This is a genomic window from Sulfurovum sp. (assembly GCF_049668085.1).
In the GTDB taxonomy this organism is placed as follows: Bacteria; Campylobacterota; Campylobacteria; order Campylobacterales; family Sulfurovaceae; genus Sulfurovum.
Genome location: NZ_JBATIY010000042.1, coordinates 1 through 14,982, shown reverse-complemented (window position 1 = coordinate 14,982; position 14,982 = coordinate 1). Strand labels below are relative to the sequence as shown.

General features: G+C 37.0%; 18 protein-coding genes. 5 read left to right on the top strand and 13 right to left on the bottom strand.

What is annotated here, in order from left to right:
- Window positions 1-121: transposase (locus WBM70_RS02805; RefSeq protein WP_424556997.1), on the top strand; the 121-nt coding region annotated here is incomplete at its 5' end.
- Between the two features lie 159 nt (window positions 122-280).
- On the opposite strand, the gene WBM70_RS02800 is transcribed toward WBM70_RS02805, so the two are convergent.
- The gene (locus WBM70_RS02800) at window positions 281-796 is read right to left on the bottom strand and encodes an FKBP-type peptidyl-prolyl cis-trans isomerase (RefSeq protein ID WP_424556995.1); all 516 of its coding nucleotides are present in this window, start codon (window positions 794-796) and stop codon (window positions 281-283) included.
- A 73-nt stretch (window positions 797-869) separates the two neighbouring features.
- Window positions 870-2,102, bottom strand: a complete 1,233-nt coding sequence (locus WBM70_RS02795; RefSeq protein ID WP_424556994.1) for a glutamate-5-semialdehyde dehydrogenase — start codon at window positions 2,100-2,102, stop codon at window positions 870-872.
- Window positions 2,103-2,190: 88 nt separating this feature from the next.
- Between WBM70_RS02795 and WBM70_RS02790 the strand changes: the two genes are divergently transcribed.
- The gene (locus tag WBM70_RS02790; protein ID WP_424556993.1) at window positions 2,191-2,949 is read left to right on the top strand and encodes a pyrroline-5-carboxylate reductase; all 759 of its coding nucleotides are present in this window, start codon (window positions 2,191-2,193) and stop codon (window positions 2,947-2,949) included.
- 13 nt (window positions 2,950-2,962) lie between these two features.
- On the opposite strand, the gene WBM70_RS02785 is transcribed toward WBM70_RS02790, so the two are convergent.
- The 4 genes from WBM70_RS02785 to tolB all read right to left on the bottom strand — a co-directional run bounded on the left by WBM70_RS02785 (window position 2,963) and on the right by tolB (window position 6,207).
- Window positions 2,963-3,538: a L,D-transpeptidase gene (locus WBM70_RS02785; protein ID WP_424556992.1), complete on the bottom strand. Its 576-nt coding sequence runs from the start codon at window positions 3,536-3,538 to the stop codon at window positions 2,963-2,965.
- A gap of 8 nt (window positions 3,539-3,546) precedes the next feature.
- A complete protein-coding gene (locus tag WBM70_RS02780; protein WP_424556991.1) occupies window positions 3,547-4,365 on the bottom strand; it encodes a tetratricopeptide repeat protein in 819 nt (272 codons plus the stop codon).
- Between the two features lie 7 nt (window positions 4,366-4,372).
- Window positions 4,373-4,888 (bottom strand): OmpA family protein, encoded by a 516-nt coding sequence (locus WBM70_RS02775; protein ID WP_424556990.1) that lies wholly within the window; start codon window positions 4,886-4,888, stop codon window positions 4,373-4,375.
- Window positions 4,889-4,953: 65 nt separating this feature from the next.
- Window positions 4,954-6,207: a Tol-Pal system protein TolB gene (tolB, locus tag WBM70_RS02770; protein WP_424556989.1), complete on the bottom strand. Its 1,254-nt coding sequence runs from the start codon at window positions 6,205-6,207 to the stop codon at window positions 4,954-4,956.
- A 121-nt stretch (window positions 6,208-6,328) separates the two neighbouring features.
- Here tolB and amrA point away from each other — a divergent pair, with 121 nt between their 5' ends.
- From amrA to WBM70_RS02755, 3 genes are all read left to right on the top strand, one after another.
- The gene (amrA, locus tag WBM70_RS02765; protein ID WP_424556988.1) at window positions 6,329-6,880 is read left to right on the top strand and encodes an AmmeMemoRadiSam system protein A; all 552 of its coding nucleotides are present in this window, start codon (window positions 6,329-6,331) and stop codon (window positions 6,878-6,880) included.
- A 2-nt stretch (window positions 6,881-6,882) separates the two neighbouring features.
- Window positions 6,883-7,689 (top strand): AmmeMemoRadiSam system protein B, encoded by an 807-nt coding sequence (gene amrB, locus WBM70_RS02760; RefSeq protein ID WP_424556987.1) that lies wholly within the window; start codon window positions 6,883-6,885, stop codon window positions 7,687-7,689.
- A 285-nt stretch (window positions 7,690-7,974) separates the two neighbouring features.
- The gene (locus tag WBM70_RS02755) at window positions 7,975-10,287 is read left to right on the top strand and encodes a putative bifunctional diguanylate cyclase/phosphodiesterase (RefSeq protein WP_424556986.1); all 2,313 of its coding nucleotides are present in this window, start codon (window positions 7,975-7,977) and stop codon (window positions 10,285-10,287) included.
- Between the two features lie 45 nt (window positions 10,288-10,332).
- Here the strand turns inward: WBM70_RS02755 and WBM70_RS02750 are convergent, their stop codons facing one another.
- The 7 genes from WBM70_RS02750 to WBM70_RS02720 all read right to left on the bottom strand — a co-directional run.
- Window positions 10,333-11,184 carry a prephenate dehydratase gene (locus WBM70_RS02750; RefSeq protein WP_424556985.1) on the bottom strand — a complete coding sequence of 284 codons (852 nt, stop codon included), beginning with the start codon at window positions 11,182-11,184 and terminating at the stop codon, window positions 10,333-10,335.
- 8 nt (window positions 11,185-11,192) lie between these two features.
- A complete protein-coding gene (locus tag WBM70_RS02745) occupies window positions 11,193-11,996 on the bottom strand; it encodes a TonB C-terminal domain-containing protein (RefSeq protein ID WP_424556984.1) in 804 nt (267 codons plus the stop codon).
- Window positions 11,993-12,379, bottom strand: coding sequence for a biopolymer transporter ExbD (locus tag WBM70_RS02740; RefSeq protein ID WP_424556983.1), 387 nt, complete (start codon window positions 12,377-12,379; stop codon window positions 11,993-11,995). Before WBM70_RS02740 ends, WBM70_RS02745 begins: the two co-directional genes overlap by 4 nt.
- 2 nt (window positions 12,380-12,381) lie before the next feature.
- On the bottom strand, window positions 12,382-12,957 hold the full coding sequence (locus WBM70_RS02735) for a MotA/TolQ/ExbB proton channel family protein (protein WP_424556996.1): 576 nt from the start codon (window positions 12,955-12,957) through the stop codon (window positions 12,382-12,384).
- 1 nt (window position 12,958) lies between these two features.
- Window positions 12,959-13,345 carry an ATP synthase F1 subunit epsilon gene (gene atpC, locus WBM70_RS02730; protein WP_424556982.1) on the bottom strand — a complete coding sequence of 129 codons (387 nt, stop codon included), beginning with the start codon at window positions 13,343-13,345 and terminating at the stop codon, window positions 12,959-12,961.
- Window positions 13,346-13,374: 29 nt separating this feature from the next.
- Complete coding sequence (gene atpD / locus WBM70_RS02725) at window positions 13,375-14,775, bottom strand: F0F1 ATP synthase subunit beta (protein ID WP_424556981.1); 1,401 nt, start codon at window positions 14,773-14,775, stop codon at window positions 13,375-13,377.
- A gap of 14 nt (window positions 14,776-14,789) precedes the next feature.
- On the bottom strand, window positions 14,790-14,982 hold a 193-nt coding region (locus tag WBM70_RS02720), incomplete at its 5' end, for a F0F1 ATP synthase subunit gamma (RefSeq protein ID WP_424556980.1).

Here is a 14,982-nt window from a genome sequence, read left to right as displayed (position 1 = left end):
ACCATTTCTAAAACAGCATTTTTGGAAAGAAAATACTTTTTGGACTGATGGGTATTTTGTATGCTCAATAGGAGAAGCAAGTCCTGATACTATTCAGAACTATATCAAAAATCAAGGTTAGCACCTTGTACGCAGAAATCCCAATGGTCTTTAGCCGTTGGGATTTCTGCTAAGTGTGATTAAAAAGTTACATAAAGTGAGAATGTATACCTAAGAGAATAGGCATAAGTAAAGGTGGCGAAAGTCTTTAAATAAGACTTTCGCTATAGAAGACGAAAGATTAGTGACAACCACATCCTGTACCACAGCTACCGCCTGATTCTGCAGGTCCACCAATTTGACCAGATGAGATCTCATCTGCTGTTGCTTCTCTTGCCGTAACAACCATTACTGAGAACATAAGATCTTTACCAGCCAATGGGTGATTAAAGTCAATATTTACTTCTTTTTCATCAAATGATCTTACTGTTACCTGTACTTGCTGACCACCTTCACCTTGACCAAAAAGTGTCATACCTTCTACAAGATCAACACCGTCAAACTGCTCGATAGGAAGTGTTTGCATTGCTTCTGGGTTTATATCTCCATATGCATCTGCAGCTGAAACCATAATGTCTCCGCTTTCACCTTGAGCCATACCTACAAGTGCGTTCTCAAGACCTGGAATGATCTGCCCTTTACCGATGATAAACTCTAGTGGCTCTGCACCTTTGTTACTGTCTACAACCTCTGTTGTACCTGCTTGCTTTACTTCGTATTCGATACCTACTACACAATTTTCATTTGTAATTGTCATAATGTTTCCTATTGTTAGATTTGTGCTATTCTAGCTAATCAAACTTTAGCAATCCTTAGATAAAAGATATTTTTTATCTTATTTGTCCTGAACCATAAATTTTAAACTTATAGGTAGTTAAACCTTCTATACCCATAGGCCCTCGTGCATGCAATTTGTTTGTACTGATACCTACTTCAGCACCAAAACCAAATGCTCCACCATCAGTAAAACGTGTTGATGCATTGACATAGACTGCTGCTGCATCTATAGCGTTCAAGAAAGCTTCCGCAGTGGTAATGTTTTCCGTAATGATCGCCTCAGAGTGTCCAGAACCAAAACGTACGATGTGGTCTATGGCACCATTGACTCCATCTACTACTTTGATATTTAAGATGTTTGCCAGATACTCTGTGTCGTAATCTGCATCAGTAGCAGGTGCAACATCAATACTCTTTTGAGTTACTTCACACCCCTTAAGCTCTGTATGCGCTTCATCAAAAGCTACTTTCAGTTGAGGAAGTACTTCCTCTGCAATAGCAGAATCCACGAGCAGCGTCTCCATAGAGTTACATACACCTGGTCTTTGCACTTTTGCATTGATAGCTATGGCTATAGCATTTTGTACATTGGCATCTTCATCTATATACGTATGACACTGACCTTTATCATGTTTTACCACAGGTACAGAAGCATTTTCACTCACATAACGAATAAGTCCTTCTCCACCGCGAGGAACGATAAGGTCAACATATTTGTCCATCTTGATAAGCTTTGACACACCTTCACGTGAAGCATCAGGAATAAGAGAAATGAGTGCTTCGGGTAGATCATTGGCCTTAAGTACACTTTGTAAAACTTTTGCGATAGCTTCATTTGAATGCTGTGCTTCCTTCCCGCCTTTAAGTACACAGACATTTGAAGATTTAAAATTCAGTGCCGCCGTATCTGAGGTTACATTTGGACGTGACTCATAAATGATACCTATGACACCTATGGGTACAGAAACCTTCTCAATCTTCAGTCCATCTTCGGTCACCCAACCATCAAGTACACGTCCGACCGGTTCTTTAAGTGCAGCTATCTCTTCAATAGCAACGGCCATCCCATCCACCCGACTTTCATCTAGAAAAAGTCTGTCTTTCAATGATGGTGCAAGGTTATTTGTTTCTGCGTCAGCCATGTCGAGTGCATTGGCTTTAAGTATATCCCCTGTGTTGACACGCAAGGCTGTTGCCATCTCTTCTAAAATCCTATTTTTATCTGCTCCGCTCAACGTAGATAAAATCCTACTTGATGCTTTAGCTTCTTGCAAAAATGCTTCCATTATTTTTCCTATCACTGTAATTGACTCTATTTTAACAAATAAATACTAATAATGTTATAATCATTCAAATTAATTGAGTGAGAAAAGAATGCAAACAATCACATTTATAGGTAACGGTAATATGGGACTGAGTATAGCTCAAGGTCTCAAAGGTAAATACAATATTGAAGTTGTCGGAAGAAATATGCATAAGCTTGATGCTTTTGAAAAAGCACTTGGTATCAAAATAGATAAATATCTTCTTGATGACTTTGATATCACAGATAAAACCATACTTTTTTGTGTGAAACCTGCCAATGTAGAAGAAGTGGCCACAAAACTCAAGGGTAAAGCAAGGGTTGTCTTCTCAGTGCTTGCAGGGACATCTCTGGAAAAACTCAAACAGCACCTCAACACACAAGCTGTAGTAAGAACCATGCCAAATCTTGCTGCAAGTGTTGGCAGATCCATGACCACACTGACAGGTGATATGGGTTATAAAAAAGAAGCAGAAGAACTTTTGGGTGCCATAGGTGAAACACTTTGGCTAGACAGCGAAAAAGAGATAGACATTGCTACTGCTTTGGCTGGTTCCGGACCTGCATATTTAGCACTAGTTGCTGAAGCACTTGCAGATGGTGCTGTCAAACAGGGACTCAAAAGAGAACATGCCATGGCTGCTATGAGAGGACTCTTCTCAGGTTTTGGTGAACTCATCCAAGAAGTACACCCTTCATTACTAAAAGATGGGGTTATGAGTCCAGGTGGTACAACTGCTGCAGGTTATGCTGCACTTGAAGACGGTAATGCCAGAGCAGCTTTTATGAATGCTATAGAAGAAGCCTATAAAAGAGCAAAGGAGTTGTAATACACCTTCTTCTTTATCTCTTCCCGTAAATCTTCTTTAGATCCTCTCGCGCGAAAGGCATATAGCTATGTCTGGTAATGACCACTTTTGTTTTATAATTAGACCAGTGATAGATCACCGGTACATCTTTAGGATCAATATGTATACAACCATGAGACATCCAGTCCACACTTCCTTTATGCAAAGCATGTCCACCTCTTGTAAACTTCATCATATAATCCATGTTGTTCACACCACTCTCATCAGGCCAAAGTGTTGACATATGATAACGCTTTTTTTGAAAGATCGTAAAGATACCTGATGGACTTCTAAATTCTGGTGCTCCAGAGGTCACAGGACCGCTCCACCATACCGTACCATCCCTGTCCACTGCATAAAAACGCCCATCACTTCCTGCTTCACGTACAGAAACAACAATAAAGTTCTGTCCAGAAAGATCTACCATCTTTTCACTATCATTTTTGATCAACTGGAAAACTGTTTTGGAAAGAGGCATGGTTTCTATGCCTTTAAGTGGCAATACGCTACTCTGTTCATTTGTCGTCCCTATAGTCAAAAGAGAGAGCAATATAAAGAGTATTTTAAACATCATTTTTCCTACAGTTTTTTCAATCTTTCTTTAGCGATCTTTGCAGATTTCTTGCCAGGATAATTTTCTATGATATTTTCATAAAATGCTTTTGCCTGGCCTTTATCTCCACTTTTTTCGAGAGATACTGCTGTATGAAGAAGAAGCGTATCTATATAAGAAGCTTTATCGTAAATACCTGCACTCTTTTTAAAATAAAAGATCGCATCTTCATACTTCTTTGTATAATATGCAATTTCACCCAAATAATAATTCGATGCTGCAGGCTTATACCCTTTTATATCGGTTATCGCAAATCTTTTTTGTGCTTCATCATAACGTTTTTTTACAAAAAACCTTACGCCTTCGCTGTAAAGTTGTGCATTACTTTTACCCTGAATGGTTTCTTTCTTTTTAGTAGCTGTTTTGGTAGAAGTCTTTGTCTTTACCTTATTTGTACTACCCAAGGCATTTTGAAACTCTTCTTTACTGACATAGTTGGCATTGATCTCATCGATCATACCTGCTAATTTTTTCAGTAATGCAGTGTTAGATGAATCATTGCCTTCTATAGTAGAAGTATTCATTCCTCCAGAGAGTTGAAGTTCGTTGATCGAGGCACTCAAACCTTCTATGATCGTCGTAAGTCCATCTATTCTCTCATCTTGCTGTGCTATTTGTTGTTTCAACGCAGCAATGCTGTTTGTACTGCTCCCTGAAGTTTGTACATCAGATGTGGTTTCAGTACTTCCAAACCCATACACGGAGGGTTCAGCATATGTAAATACGGTGCCAGCAAGTACAATACAGGCATAATGTGCTACATACTTATTGAGTATACTTATCATATCTACCCTACTTTATCAAGCGAATATCAACTCTTCTGTTTCTCTCATAACAACTGTCAGTAGCATCTGTACATATCGCATTACTCTCACCAAAACTGACTAATACCATTTTACTTGTATCTAGACCTTGCGCTGCAATGCTGTCTTTAACTGCCTTTGCACGTTTCAATCCTAAGGCATAATTATACTCATCTGTACCAAACTCATCACAATTACCTTCTATTTTTATTTTAGAAGATGCTGCATTTGCTACACCGAAATTATGGTTCATATTGTTTTCCATATTTGAAGAAATAGAATAGTCTGCAAAATCAAAATAGATACTTTTAAAGCCATCACTACTACTGTTATAGCTTCCAGCAGATCCATCTCCAAAAGCGTTTTCATCTATGCTTACAGTGTCACCTTCGATATGGTTTGCATCTGAAATATTATTTTTTCCATCTAGATCGGGTGCAGGTTGTGCGCATCCAGCCAAAATGAGTGAGAGTATTGCTGTTGCTGCAAGTAATTTATGTGTCATTATATATCCTTTTTTTATTGAAATATTATCCAAATAGTCACTAAATGACTTCTTGGAAAAATGTATTACCAATCAATTGATTGAACTTTTCTATCGTTAAATGGAAAAAGTAAACTTTGTTGACTTGCAAGATTTATATATCCTATAGAAGAGCTATGACCTCTCTGCTTCAGAAAAAGTATCACAGATCCATCCGAAGAAAAACGAGGGAACTGGTTTGAACCTGTTGTCGTGATCGGTCTTGTATCTGAACTCCCTGAGGAAGCAAGGTAAAGATTAAATGTATTGTCTCCAAAAGCACGATTACTTTCCCTGCTCGAATAAACTATTTTGTCACCATAAGCATCACAAGCATTATTGTTACGACCATGATGGACTACTTGTGAAGTTGCTGCACTATTGATAGACTTTTTAAATACATTTGCATAGCCTAGTCTATTTGAAATAAAAACGATACGACTCTCATCATCTATATATCGGCCATTTACATCAATCCCTTTAAATTTCGTTACTCTTTTTTTCGATTTTGATGCTACATCAAGTTCATAGATATCTGCTTGCCCTTCAGGTGCCATAGTGAGTAAAAGCTTTGAACCATTTTTGTTTACATCCGAACAGACCATCATTCCCTCAGAACTTACTATTTTCGATTTTGCACCTGTATAGATATTAAGCTTATATAATGTCGGCAGTGTACCTTTATACGAGGTATAGTATAAACTTCTCTGTCTTGAATCAGCCCATTTCGGGAATAGATTCAACCCACCTTTTATAATTGTTTTTTTATAATTGAAAGTGTAATCAGCCAAGCGTATTTCACTGCGTCCTGGAGTCGTATACACCGCATAGGCGACATAGCGGTTTATCCAAGCAATACTTGGGTATTTTAATGCATTGTTAATATCACTCACTGCCTTATGTATGAGAAATGGCATCTTTGCTTTTTTAGGTATAGCATAGCTTTTTTTAAAGATCTCTGTACCATCTGAAGACTTTAAAAGACGTACCAACAGTTTACTGCCTGATTGTTGATCCATCGTATATTTCAATACATATTCCTGCCCTTTTAATGCAGGTAAAATATAGTTCGAAGAGATATCTCCTATATGATGCGTACTGTCTGCTAAAAAATGTCCAGAGATCTTAAGGTCTGAAAGAAAAATATCAAAAACTTTACTGCTTTGCTCCGTTGAACCATCAACTAGAGCTATACGTGCTCTCTGCTCAACATCTTTTTCTATTTTAAGTGTTGCATCCACCCCAAAAAGGTTTAATGCAAAAATACTCATTGATACTAATGCTAATAATAACTGTCTCAATCATCTACCTCGATTTTTAGTGTTTGGTTTAGTGTGTATTGTATCAAGGTATTCATTAATAAATATTAAAAAATTTTTGATTATTCAATTTATGCTAAAATAAAATATTAAGGAGTATAAGTTGAATGATATAGTCATAGCCTTAGCCAAAGCTGCTATTTTAGTTGCGTTGAACCAACCTGAAGATTTTGATCTGGAACATGCTTTAAAAACCTACCCTGCACTTCAAAATAATGGTGCTGCTTTTGTTACCATTAACAAAGATCCGAACGAACAGCTTCGTGGATGCATTGGTTCACTTCAAGCCTATCGTCCCCTCTATAAAGATATTATAATGAATGCACAGGCTGCTGCTTTACGTGATCCTAGATTTTTACCTCTTAGTTTGGAAGAGCTAGACCAGATAAAAATAGAAGTTTCCATTCTTTCGGAACCACAAGTGCTACAGTATGATGATCTTAATGATCTAAAAAACAAGGTTGTTCCTTTTCAAGATGGTATCGTACTTAAACTTCGTGACAGACAGGCAACCTATTTACCTCAGGTCTGGGAACAGTTACCACAATTTGATGATTTTTTCTCCAGTTTATGTATGAAAGCCAACTTGAGTAATGACTGTCTCTCACAACATCCTGAGATTTCTACGTATACTGTAGAAAAGTACAAAGAATAACCATGAACGGTGCGATACGAAAAGCTGCTGTTAAAGGTAGTTTTTACCCTGAAGAATGTATGAAAATACAAGCATATTTTCGAGAGTTTAATCAGACATATGATGCTATGCATATCCCTGACAACATTAAAAGTATCATACCTAGAGCCATCATAGTTCCCCATGCCGGTTACATCTACAGTGGTTTCACTGCAAACTTTGCATACAGATCCTTGAAGCAGACCAAAGTAAAACGTATCATCGTCATAGGTCCAAGTCATCACCATTATTTCAAGGGGATATCGGGGAGCTATTATGAGAAAGTTGAAACACCCTGTGGTCAACCAAAGATAGACAGTGCATATCTTTTTGCCTTAGCCAAACAATTCAATATAGGCTTTGAACCAAAAGCGCATGAAAAAGAACACTCCACTGAAGTACAATTTCCTTTCATACAACACTACTTTCCCAAAACAAAAGTGATAGAATTGATCTATGGTGATATTCCCGTTAAAACATTGGCAAACCTCATCACCGTACTTCTAAAAGACCAAGATAATGCCGTAGTCATAAGTTCTGACCTGAGTCATTTTCATACTTTAAAAGAGGCAAATACACTTGACAAACACTGTTTAAGAGGTGTAGCAAAACTAGATCTGAAAGAACTAGAAAAAGGATGTAAAGCCTGTGGACTTACCGGTATTCAAGCCATGATACTTACAGCAAAACACTTAAAACTCTCTTCAAAATTGCTAGACTATCGTACCTCTGCTGACGAAAGTAAAGATACAAGCTCTGTAGTTGGTTATATGTCCGCTATGTTCTACTAAAGATTCAGAGGGTTTTTATACAATATTTCTATATTGGGAACCTGCTAAAATATTACTCTAACTGCACATACTGGTTCAAAAGCAATACCATATTAGCACTCCGCTAACACTACTCCTGATATAATTTTTATATAAAGATAGGTTATGCTCAAAATTTATCTTTTATACAGCAAAAATATATATTACAATAGATATCATATTAAATAACATGATATCTATTCATGGTGATAGTTTTGATCTTACCTAATCAAATTTATCTTAAGAAAGGGCGGGGATACATTTTCTATGGATTATTTCAAAGAACTGTTTCAATTAAAAGACCATAGAGTTATTGGTGCAGATACCCTCAATAATGTCTACAACTTTGCAAGAAAATCCCTTATTAGCCTTATATTACTTGAAACGATCTTTCTCTATCTACTCACTCCTTATGTTGGGAATAATGCTTTTATCTGGTATGGTATCACTGTTGTGTTTACCATGTGGAGACTTCATGATGCCTATGATTACAAAAGGAATCCAGAGAGGTACTCACTTCAAAGATGGCATAAAAGATTTGTTATTCGAGCATGGTTGACAGCGTTAATGTATGCTATATTGATTCTTTTTATTACACCTCAGTTAAGTGACTATTACCAAATGCTTGTCTTTGTCATTATACTTGGAATGAGTAGTGCTGAAGCCAATACATTGTCCTATGATTATCGTACAGCTATAGGTTTCCTACTCATACTTTATATCCCTCTTTTTGTTACAATGCTTCTTCTTACAAAAGTTGAAACCATTATTCTTGCTTTTTTATTGCTTATTTATTTCTTTGCACAAGCAAATATTATTTTACACTCTTATAGACAGAAAAAAACACTTGATTCCAAAGTAAAGATCATCTCTGAAATGGAAGGACTACTTCATGAAAAGCAAGAACTGTTACACAGTTTTTTTGAAGAAGCGCCTATTGGCATATTTTCATGCGATACAGACTGCACCATTATCAACTGTAATGAAGAGCTCAGTACACTTTTTAAACTCCCTCAAGAAGAGCTCATTGGACGACAAGCTCACAAAGTTTTTTCGCACAGTACCTCTGGAGAGCTCAATAGAGTACTTAGGGGTAAGCCACTGGTATCTGAAGATTCTTACCTCCTCCCAAATGGTGAAAAACTATTATTGGAGATCAAATATTTCCCATTTACTGACAGTAACAATAAGAGTATAGGTCTGATTGGTCTTGTAGATGATAAAACACAAGAATACAAATCACAAAAACAGCTGGAACTCATTGCTGCGCAAGATGCATTAACCGCACTTCTCAACAGACGGGGATTTGAAGAGTATATGCAAAGTATTACCAAAGATGTCCGATATGGCACATACTACTCACTGCTTTACTATCTTGATCTAAATGATTTTAAACATATCAACGACTCTTTGGGACATGGTACTGGAGATATTGTACTTATTAATATCTCTAGACGATTAAGTAGATTATTAACTTTTTCTTGTGAGATCTGTAGACTTGGAGGTGATGAATTTATTATCGTCATACCTTTTATCTCTACAAACCTCGAAGTGATGAAAGAGAGAATGGATCATTTTGCACAAATGATACTAGAGATATTTAAAGAACCATTGATCATCAACAATACCAGTCATAAAATTTCTGCAAGTATGGGTATGGTAATGGTAGAACCAAACTTTAAAGATGTAGAAGAACTCATACGTAGAGCAGATATCGCGATGTATCAAGCCAAAGCTTCAGGAGAGGGAACTTCATGCTACAACCCTAAACTCGATGAGATACAAAAAGAGCAATTCATGCTCCAGTCTGATCTGCATCATGCATTAAAAGAGGATCAGTTTTTACTGCTCCTTCAACCGATTGTTTCGATTTCTGATGATAAGGTCATAGCAGCAGAAACACTTCTGCGTTGGGACCATCCAACTAAAGGAGTACTTACGCCAAATATATTCCTCCCACTCTTGCTTAAAAGTGGACTGCTTTGGGAGGTTACATGGTGGATCATAGAACAAACATGTAAAGATATAAGCTCATGGAAAAAAGAAAACCGATGGAATCTTGATTATATATCTATAAACATTAACGTATTACAATTACTTGAAGCTGACTTTGCAGTAAGATATTTAGAAATGCTAAAGCATTATGATTTGAACTGTTCAGATATTACCTTGGAGATCACCGAACAAACATTGGTAGAAAACTTTAAAAATACGAAAGAGGTCATATCCAATTTACAAGATAGTGGCGTCCGATTTGCCATAGATGATTTTGGTGTAGGATACTCATCACTTTCTTATATTCAAAACCTCTCACTTGATGCGATTAAGATAGATAAGTCATTTGTTCTAAATATAGAAAACAAAATTTCAGATATCTCTCTTATTAAGACCATATTTCACATTGCACAACAATTCGATTATACCTTGGTTATAGAGGGAATTGAAAATGAAAAGCAAAAAGAAATACTTTATAATCTTGATAATACACTTGTGTACCAAGGTTTCTATTTCTCTCAACCTATTCCTAAACAATTATTTTCTACAAAATATTTGCCTGCTAAACATTCCACTATTTCATAATTCATTTGATCAGGTTTCAATGTATGGAATATATCTATTCTATACTTAAATTATATACTCAACTTGATGGTCTCTATGACTCTCATAAACACCTAGTATCCTTACATCTTCTGCAAAAAATGAGACTTCCTTTAAAGCAATTCTCATAATATCTGCATCAATGTGTCCATCTATATCGATATGAAATTGACTTCCAGGAAGCATTTGTGTCCCCATATAACTTTCTATCTTTAAAAGGTTAATACCATTGCTTGCAAAACCCCCAAGCACTTTATAGAGAGCAGCCGGTATATTTTGTACCTGAAATACCAAAGAGGTAATATATCTTTTAGATGGCTCATAAAGAGGCACTTTTTTTTCTCCTGAAAGTATGAAAAATCGTGTAGTATTTCCATGCTTGTCTTCAAAGTTTTCTTTTAATATCTCTAACCCGTAAATATCTGCTGCAAGTTTCGAAGCAATAGCTGCTCTTTGTGGATCATTAAGGTCAGCCAACTCTTTGGCTGCACCAGCGGTATCAAGTTTTGCTTCTGCTTTTAACCCTAAGGAGAGTATATTGTTGTGACACTGGGCCAATGCCTGAGGATGGGAAGCAACATATTTTAATTCTTCCAATCTCACATCTGGAAGTGCAAGTAAACAATGTACTATAGGTTCAAAGTGCTCAGCAATGACATGCAGTGACATTTTAGGAATAAGTCTATAGATCTCTTCTACTCTTCCAGCCGTGGAATTTTCCAAAGGGATCATAGCTAGATCTGCATCCCCCCGCTCTACCATCCACATCGCTTCATGAAAGGTATCACAAGCAATGGTTTCATATGCCTCATATGCATTTCTGCAAGCTTGCTCAGAATATGCCCCTTGAACACCTTGATATGCTATTTTTTTATTCATCTTATACCCTATTCTGTCGCAATAAACTCTACATCTAACTCATAAGGTCTGTTACCCTTATGCGGACCAAAACCAATCTTCTGCAACTGTTTTAAATATGCTATCAGACCTGAATTGAATGCTTCATTTCCAGATGCAGAGATCACTTTAAACCTAAATATACCGCTAGTTTCTACTTTGATCCATACCTTTGCCTTTTCTCCGGCATATTCACTTTGAGCAGGCCAACCCTTAAGTTTCTCTTCTATCATTGCCAAATATGCATTCTCTATGCCTGAATCACTCTTTTCTTGGATCTTTAATGAGTTTGATACCAATTCCGAGGCACTTATCTTTTCAGATACTTTTATTATATTGTTTTTTTTAGGTTTTTCAGGTCTATCCAGCACTTTGACAGGTTTAGGCTTTTCAATTTTCTTTTTAGAAGTGACATTGGCAAAAAGATCTTTTGGCTTGTTGAGTTTTTTAGGCTTGGTAGTATTGAGGTCTTTCTTCTTTTTTACAACCTTTGCTTTTTTAACTACTTTTTCTTTAATAACTTTTTTCTTGACCACTTTCTTTTTTTCTGTTTTCTTAGGTTTTGGTTTAGGCTTGGGTTTCAGCACTTTTTTGGGTTGTTTTTTAGTTTCTTTTTTAGCTACTGGTTTAGGTGTACTCATCGAGACGCGTATGCGCTCTTCATTTTTTTTAACAAAATGTACCGGTTTTTTTTGATCACGTGTATTAAAATAAAAAATCACTACAGCGATAACACCAAAGTAGATACCAAAAGCCAACAATCCTGAGATAAGCGTAGAAGACTTCTTTATCATAATGTTATAAGTGAGACCTTCTCAAAACCAGCTGCTTTCACACTTTTAAGAAGATACATCACATTTTTATATTGCAATGCTTCATCTGCGCGTATATAGACTTCAGAGTTTTTATCAAACTTCACAGATTGATTCACAAAATCATCTGCAAATGTATCTAAGGCATAGGTATCTTTACCCAAATAAATTTTTTGATCTTTATCCATACGAATGGTAAGTGTTTTTGGTTTTTCTACTTTACGTGTTTTAGAGCCCTGAGGTAAAGCGATCTGTTCCTGAAAAGTAATCGTAGGTGCAGTAACCATAAGAATAGCCATCAATACCAACATAACATCTACTAGAGGTGTAATGTTCAAGTCTGGACTATCATCCCAACTAAACATGATCAGTCCTCGTTAACCTGAGATAAGATCACTTCTGATTGAGAAGAGAGCAGTGAACTCAACTCATAAGCTTTACGTTTAAGTATCAAATGAAATGAATAGGCAAATATAGCTACACCAATACCTGCTGCTGTAGCTATTAGCGCTTCAGATATAGCTGGTGCAACAACACTCAAAGAAGCACTTGACTGTGCTCCCAATTTAGTAAACGTTTCAAGTATTCCTATCACTGTACCAAAAAGACCGATAAACGGTGAAGTAGACGCGATGATAGAAAGCCAGGTCAGCCCTTTTGTAGAAACACGGATCGCATCAGAAGATGCTGCTTCAAGTATGGCTTTATTTGGGGTGTTGACACGGGACAGATAAGTAAAAATAAGTGAGTTACTAGCCACTGATTTTGACTGACCTGTATAAAGTGCCTTAAGTGATTTCGCTTCAGAACTGATACGTGAATTTAAAATGTAAATTCTATCAAGAAATACCCAAAATGTAGCGATAAAATAGACTGAAAGTAAAAGCAGCACAAAAATTGTGATTGCACTGCTTTCAAAGAAATAAGTAGCGAGAGAGTCCAACTTAGAAAGACTTTCCGATTTGCTCAACTTTGCTTACTGCTGCAGCAATAGCTGTATTAGAAGCTTCTGTACTCTTAAGTAACTTTTTGGCCTCTTCAAGTGCTTTTGCAAGATCACTGTCATCGCCAGAAAGAGCAACAGCACCATCTACGATACAAGTTGTTTTTTCTTCATCAACTTTAACATAACCAGAGTTAATAGCTACAGCTACTTCACTTCCGTCTACTTTGTCGATCACGATCACACCTGTATCGAGCAACGATACCAAAGTAGCGTGATTGGCTAAAACACCAAACTCACCCTCAGACCCTGGTAATGTTACCTGCTTTATTTCAGCATCAAAAATCACACCGTTTGGTGTGACTATTTCTAGCTTCATAAGTTCCATAATTATCCTTTATAAGACATGAACTAAGATTACTTAGCGTTAATCTTATCATTTTTAGCAATAGCTTCAGCCATATTACCTACCATGTAGAACGCAGCTTCATTCATGTCATCATATTTACCTTCGATAAGACCTTTAAATCCTTCAAGTGTATCTTCAAGTGTAACATAAACACCTGGAGAACCTGTAAATACTTCAGCAACGTGGAATGGTTGTGAAAGATATTTTTCAATCTTTCTTGCTCTTTCAACAACAAGTTTATCATCTTCAGAAAGCTCATCCATACCAAGAATCGCAATGATATCCTGAAGGTCTTTATATTTTTGAAGAAGTTGCTGTACGCCTCTAGCGATACCATAGTGTTCTTCACCAACAATTTGAGGAGAAAGCATTCTTGAAGTTGAATCCAATGGATCAACCGCAGGGTAGATACCTTTTTCAGCAATAGATCTGTTAAGAACTGTTGTTGCATCCAAGTGAGCAAATACAGACGCAGGAGCCGGGTCAGTCAAGTCATCCGCTGGTACATATACTGCTTGAACAGAAGTAATAGAACCTTTAGTTGTTGATGTAATTCTCTCTTGAAGTGCACCCATTTCTCTAGCAAGTGTCGGCTGGTAACCAACAGCTGAAGGAATACGACCAAGAAGTGCAGACATCTCTGAACCTGATTGAGCAAATCTAAAGATATTATCGATAAACATCAATACATCAAGACCCATCTCATCTCTAAAGTACTCAGCCATAGTAAGACCAGTAAGTGCAATACGGTTACGTGCTCCAGGAGGTTCACTCATTTGACCATAACAAAGTGCAACTTTGTCAAGTACGTTTGATTCTTTCATTTCGTAGTAAAGGTCATTACCTTCACGTGTTCTTTCACCAACACCAGCAAATACAGAGTAACCACTGTGTTTCATCGCAACGTTGTTAATAAGTTCCATAATAATTACGGTTTTACCAACACCTGCACCACCGAATAGTCCAACTTTTCCACCTTTGTTATATGGTGCAAGAAGGTCAACTACTTTGATACCCGTTTCAAATACTTCAGTTTTTGTACTTTGATCTTCAAATGCTGGTGGATCTCTGTGGATTGACCAGTATTCTTTGGCATTCACATCACCAGCTTCATCAATAGCTTCACCGATAACGTTAAAGATACGTCCAAGAACTTCTTCACCTACAGGAACTTTGATAGAGTCACCAGTTGCTCTCACTTCTTGACCTCTTACAACACCTTCACTCATATCCATAGCAATTGTTCTAACTCTGTTATCACCTAGTTGTGCTGCTACTTCTAAAACCAATTTTTGCTCTTTACCATCAACCATAAACGTCGTTTCTAACGCCTCATTAATCTCCGGTAGGTAGTCTGTAAAATCCACATCGAGAACGGGACCTAAGACTTGTACTATTTTACCTGTCATTACTTCTCCTCTAATTATTTCATTGATTCCATACCACTGATGATCTCTATGAGCTCAGTAGTAATGGCTTCTTGTCTTGCTTTGTTATACTTCACAGTAAGTTCTTTTACCATCTCTTTAGCATTAGTAGTTGCTGCGTCCATCGCTTGCATACGCGCAGAGTGTTCTGCTGCCAATGAATCGATAAGTGAGTAATACATTGTATAC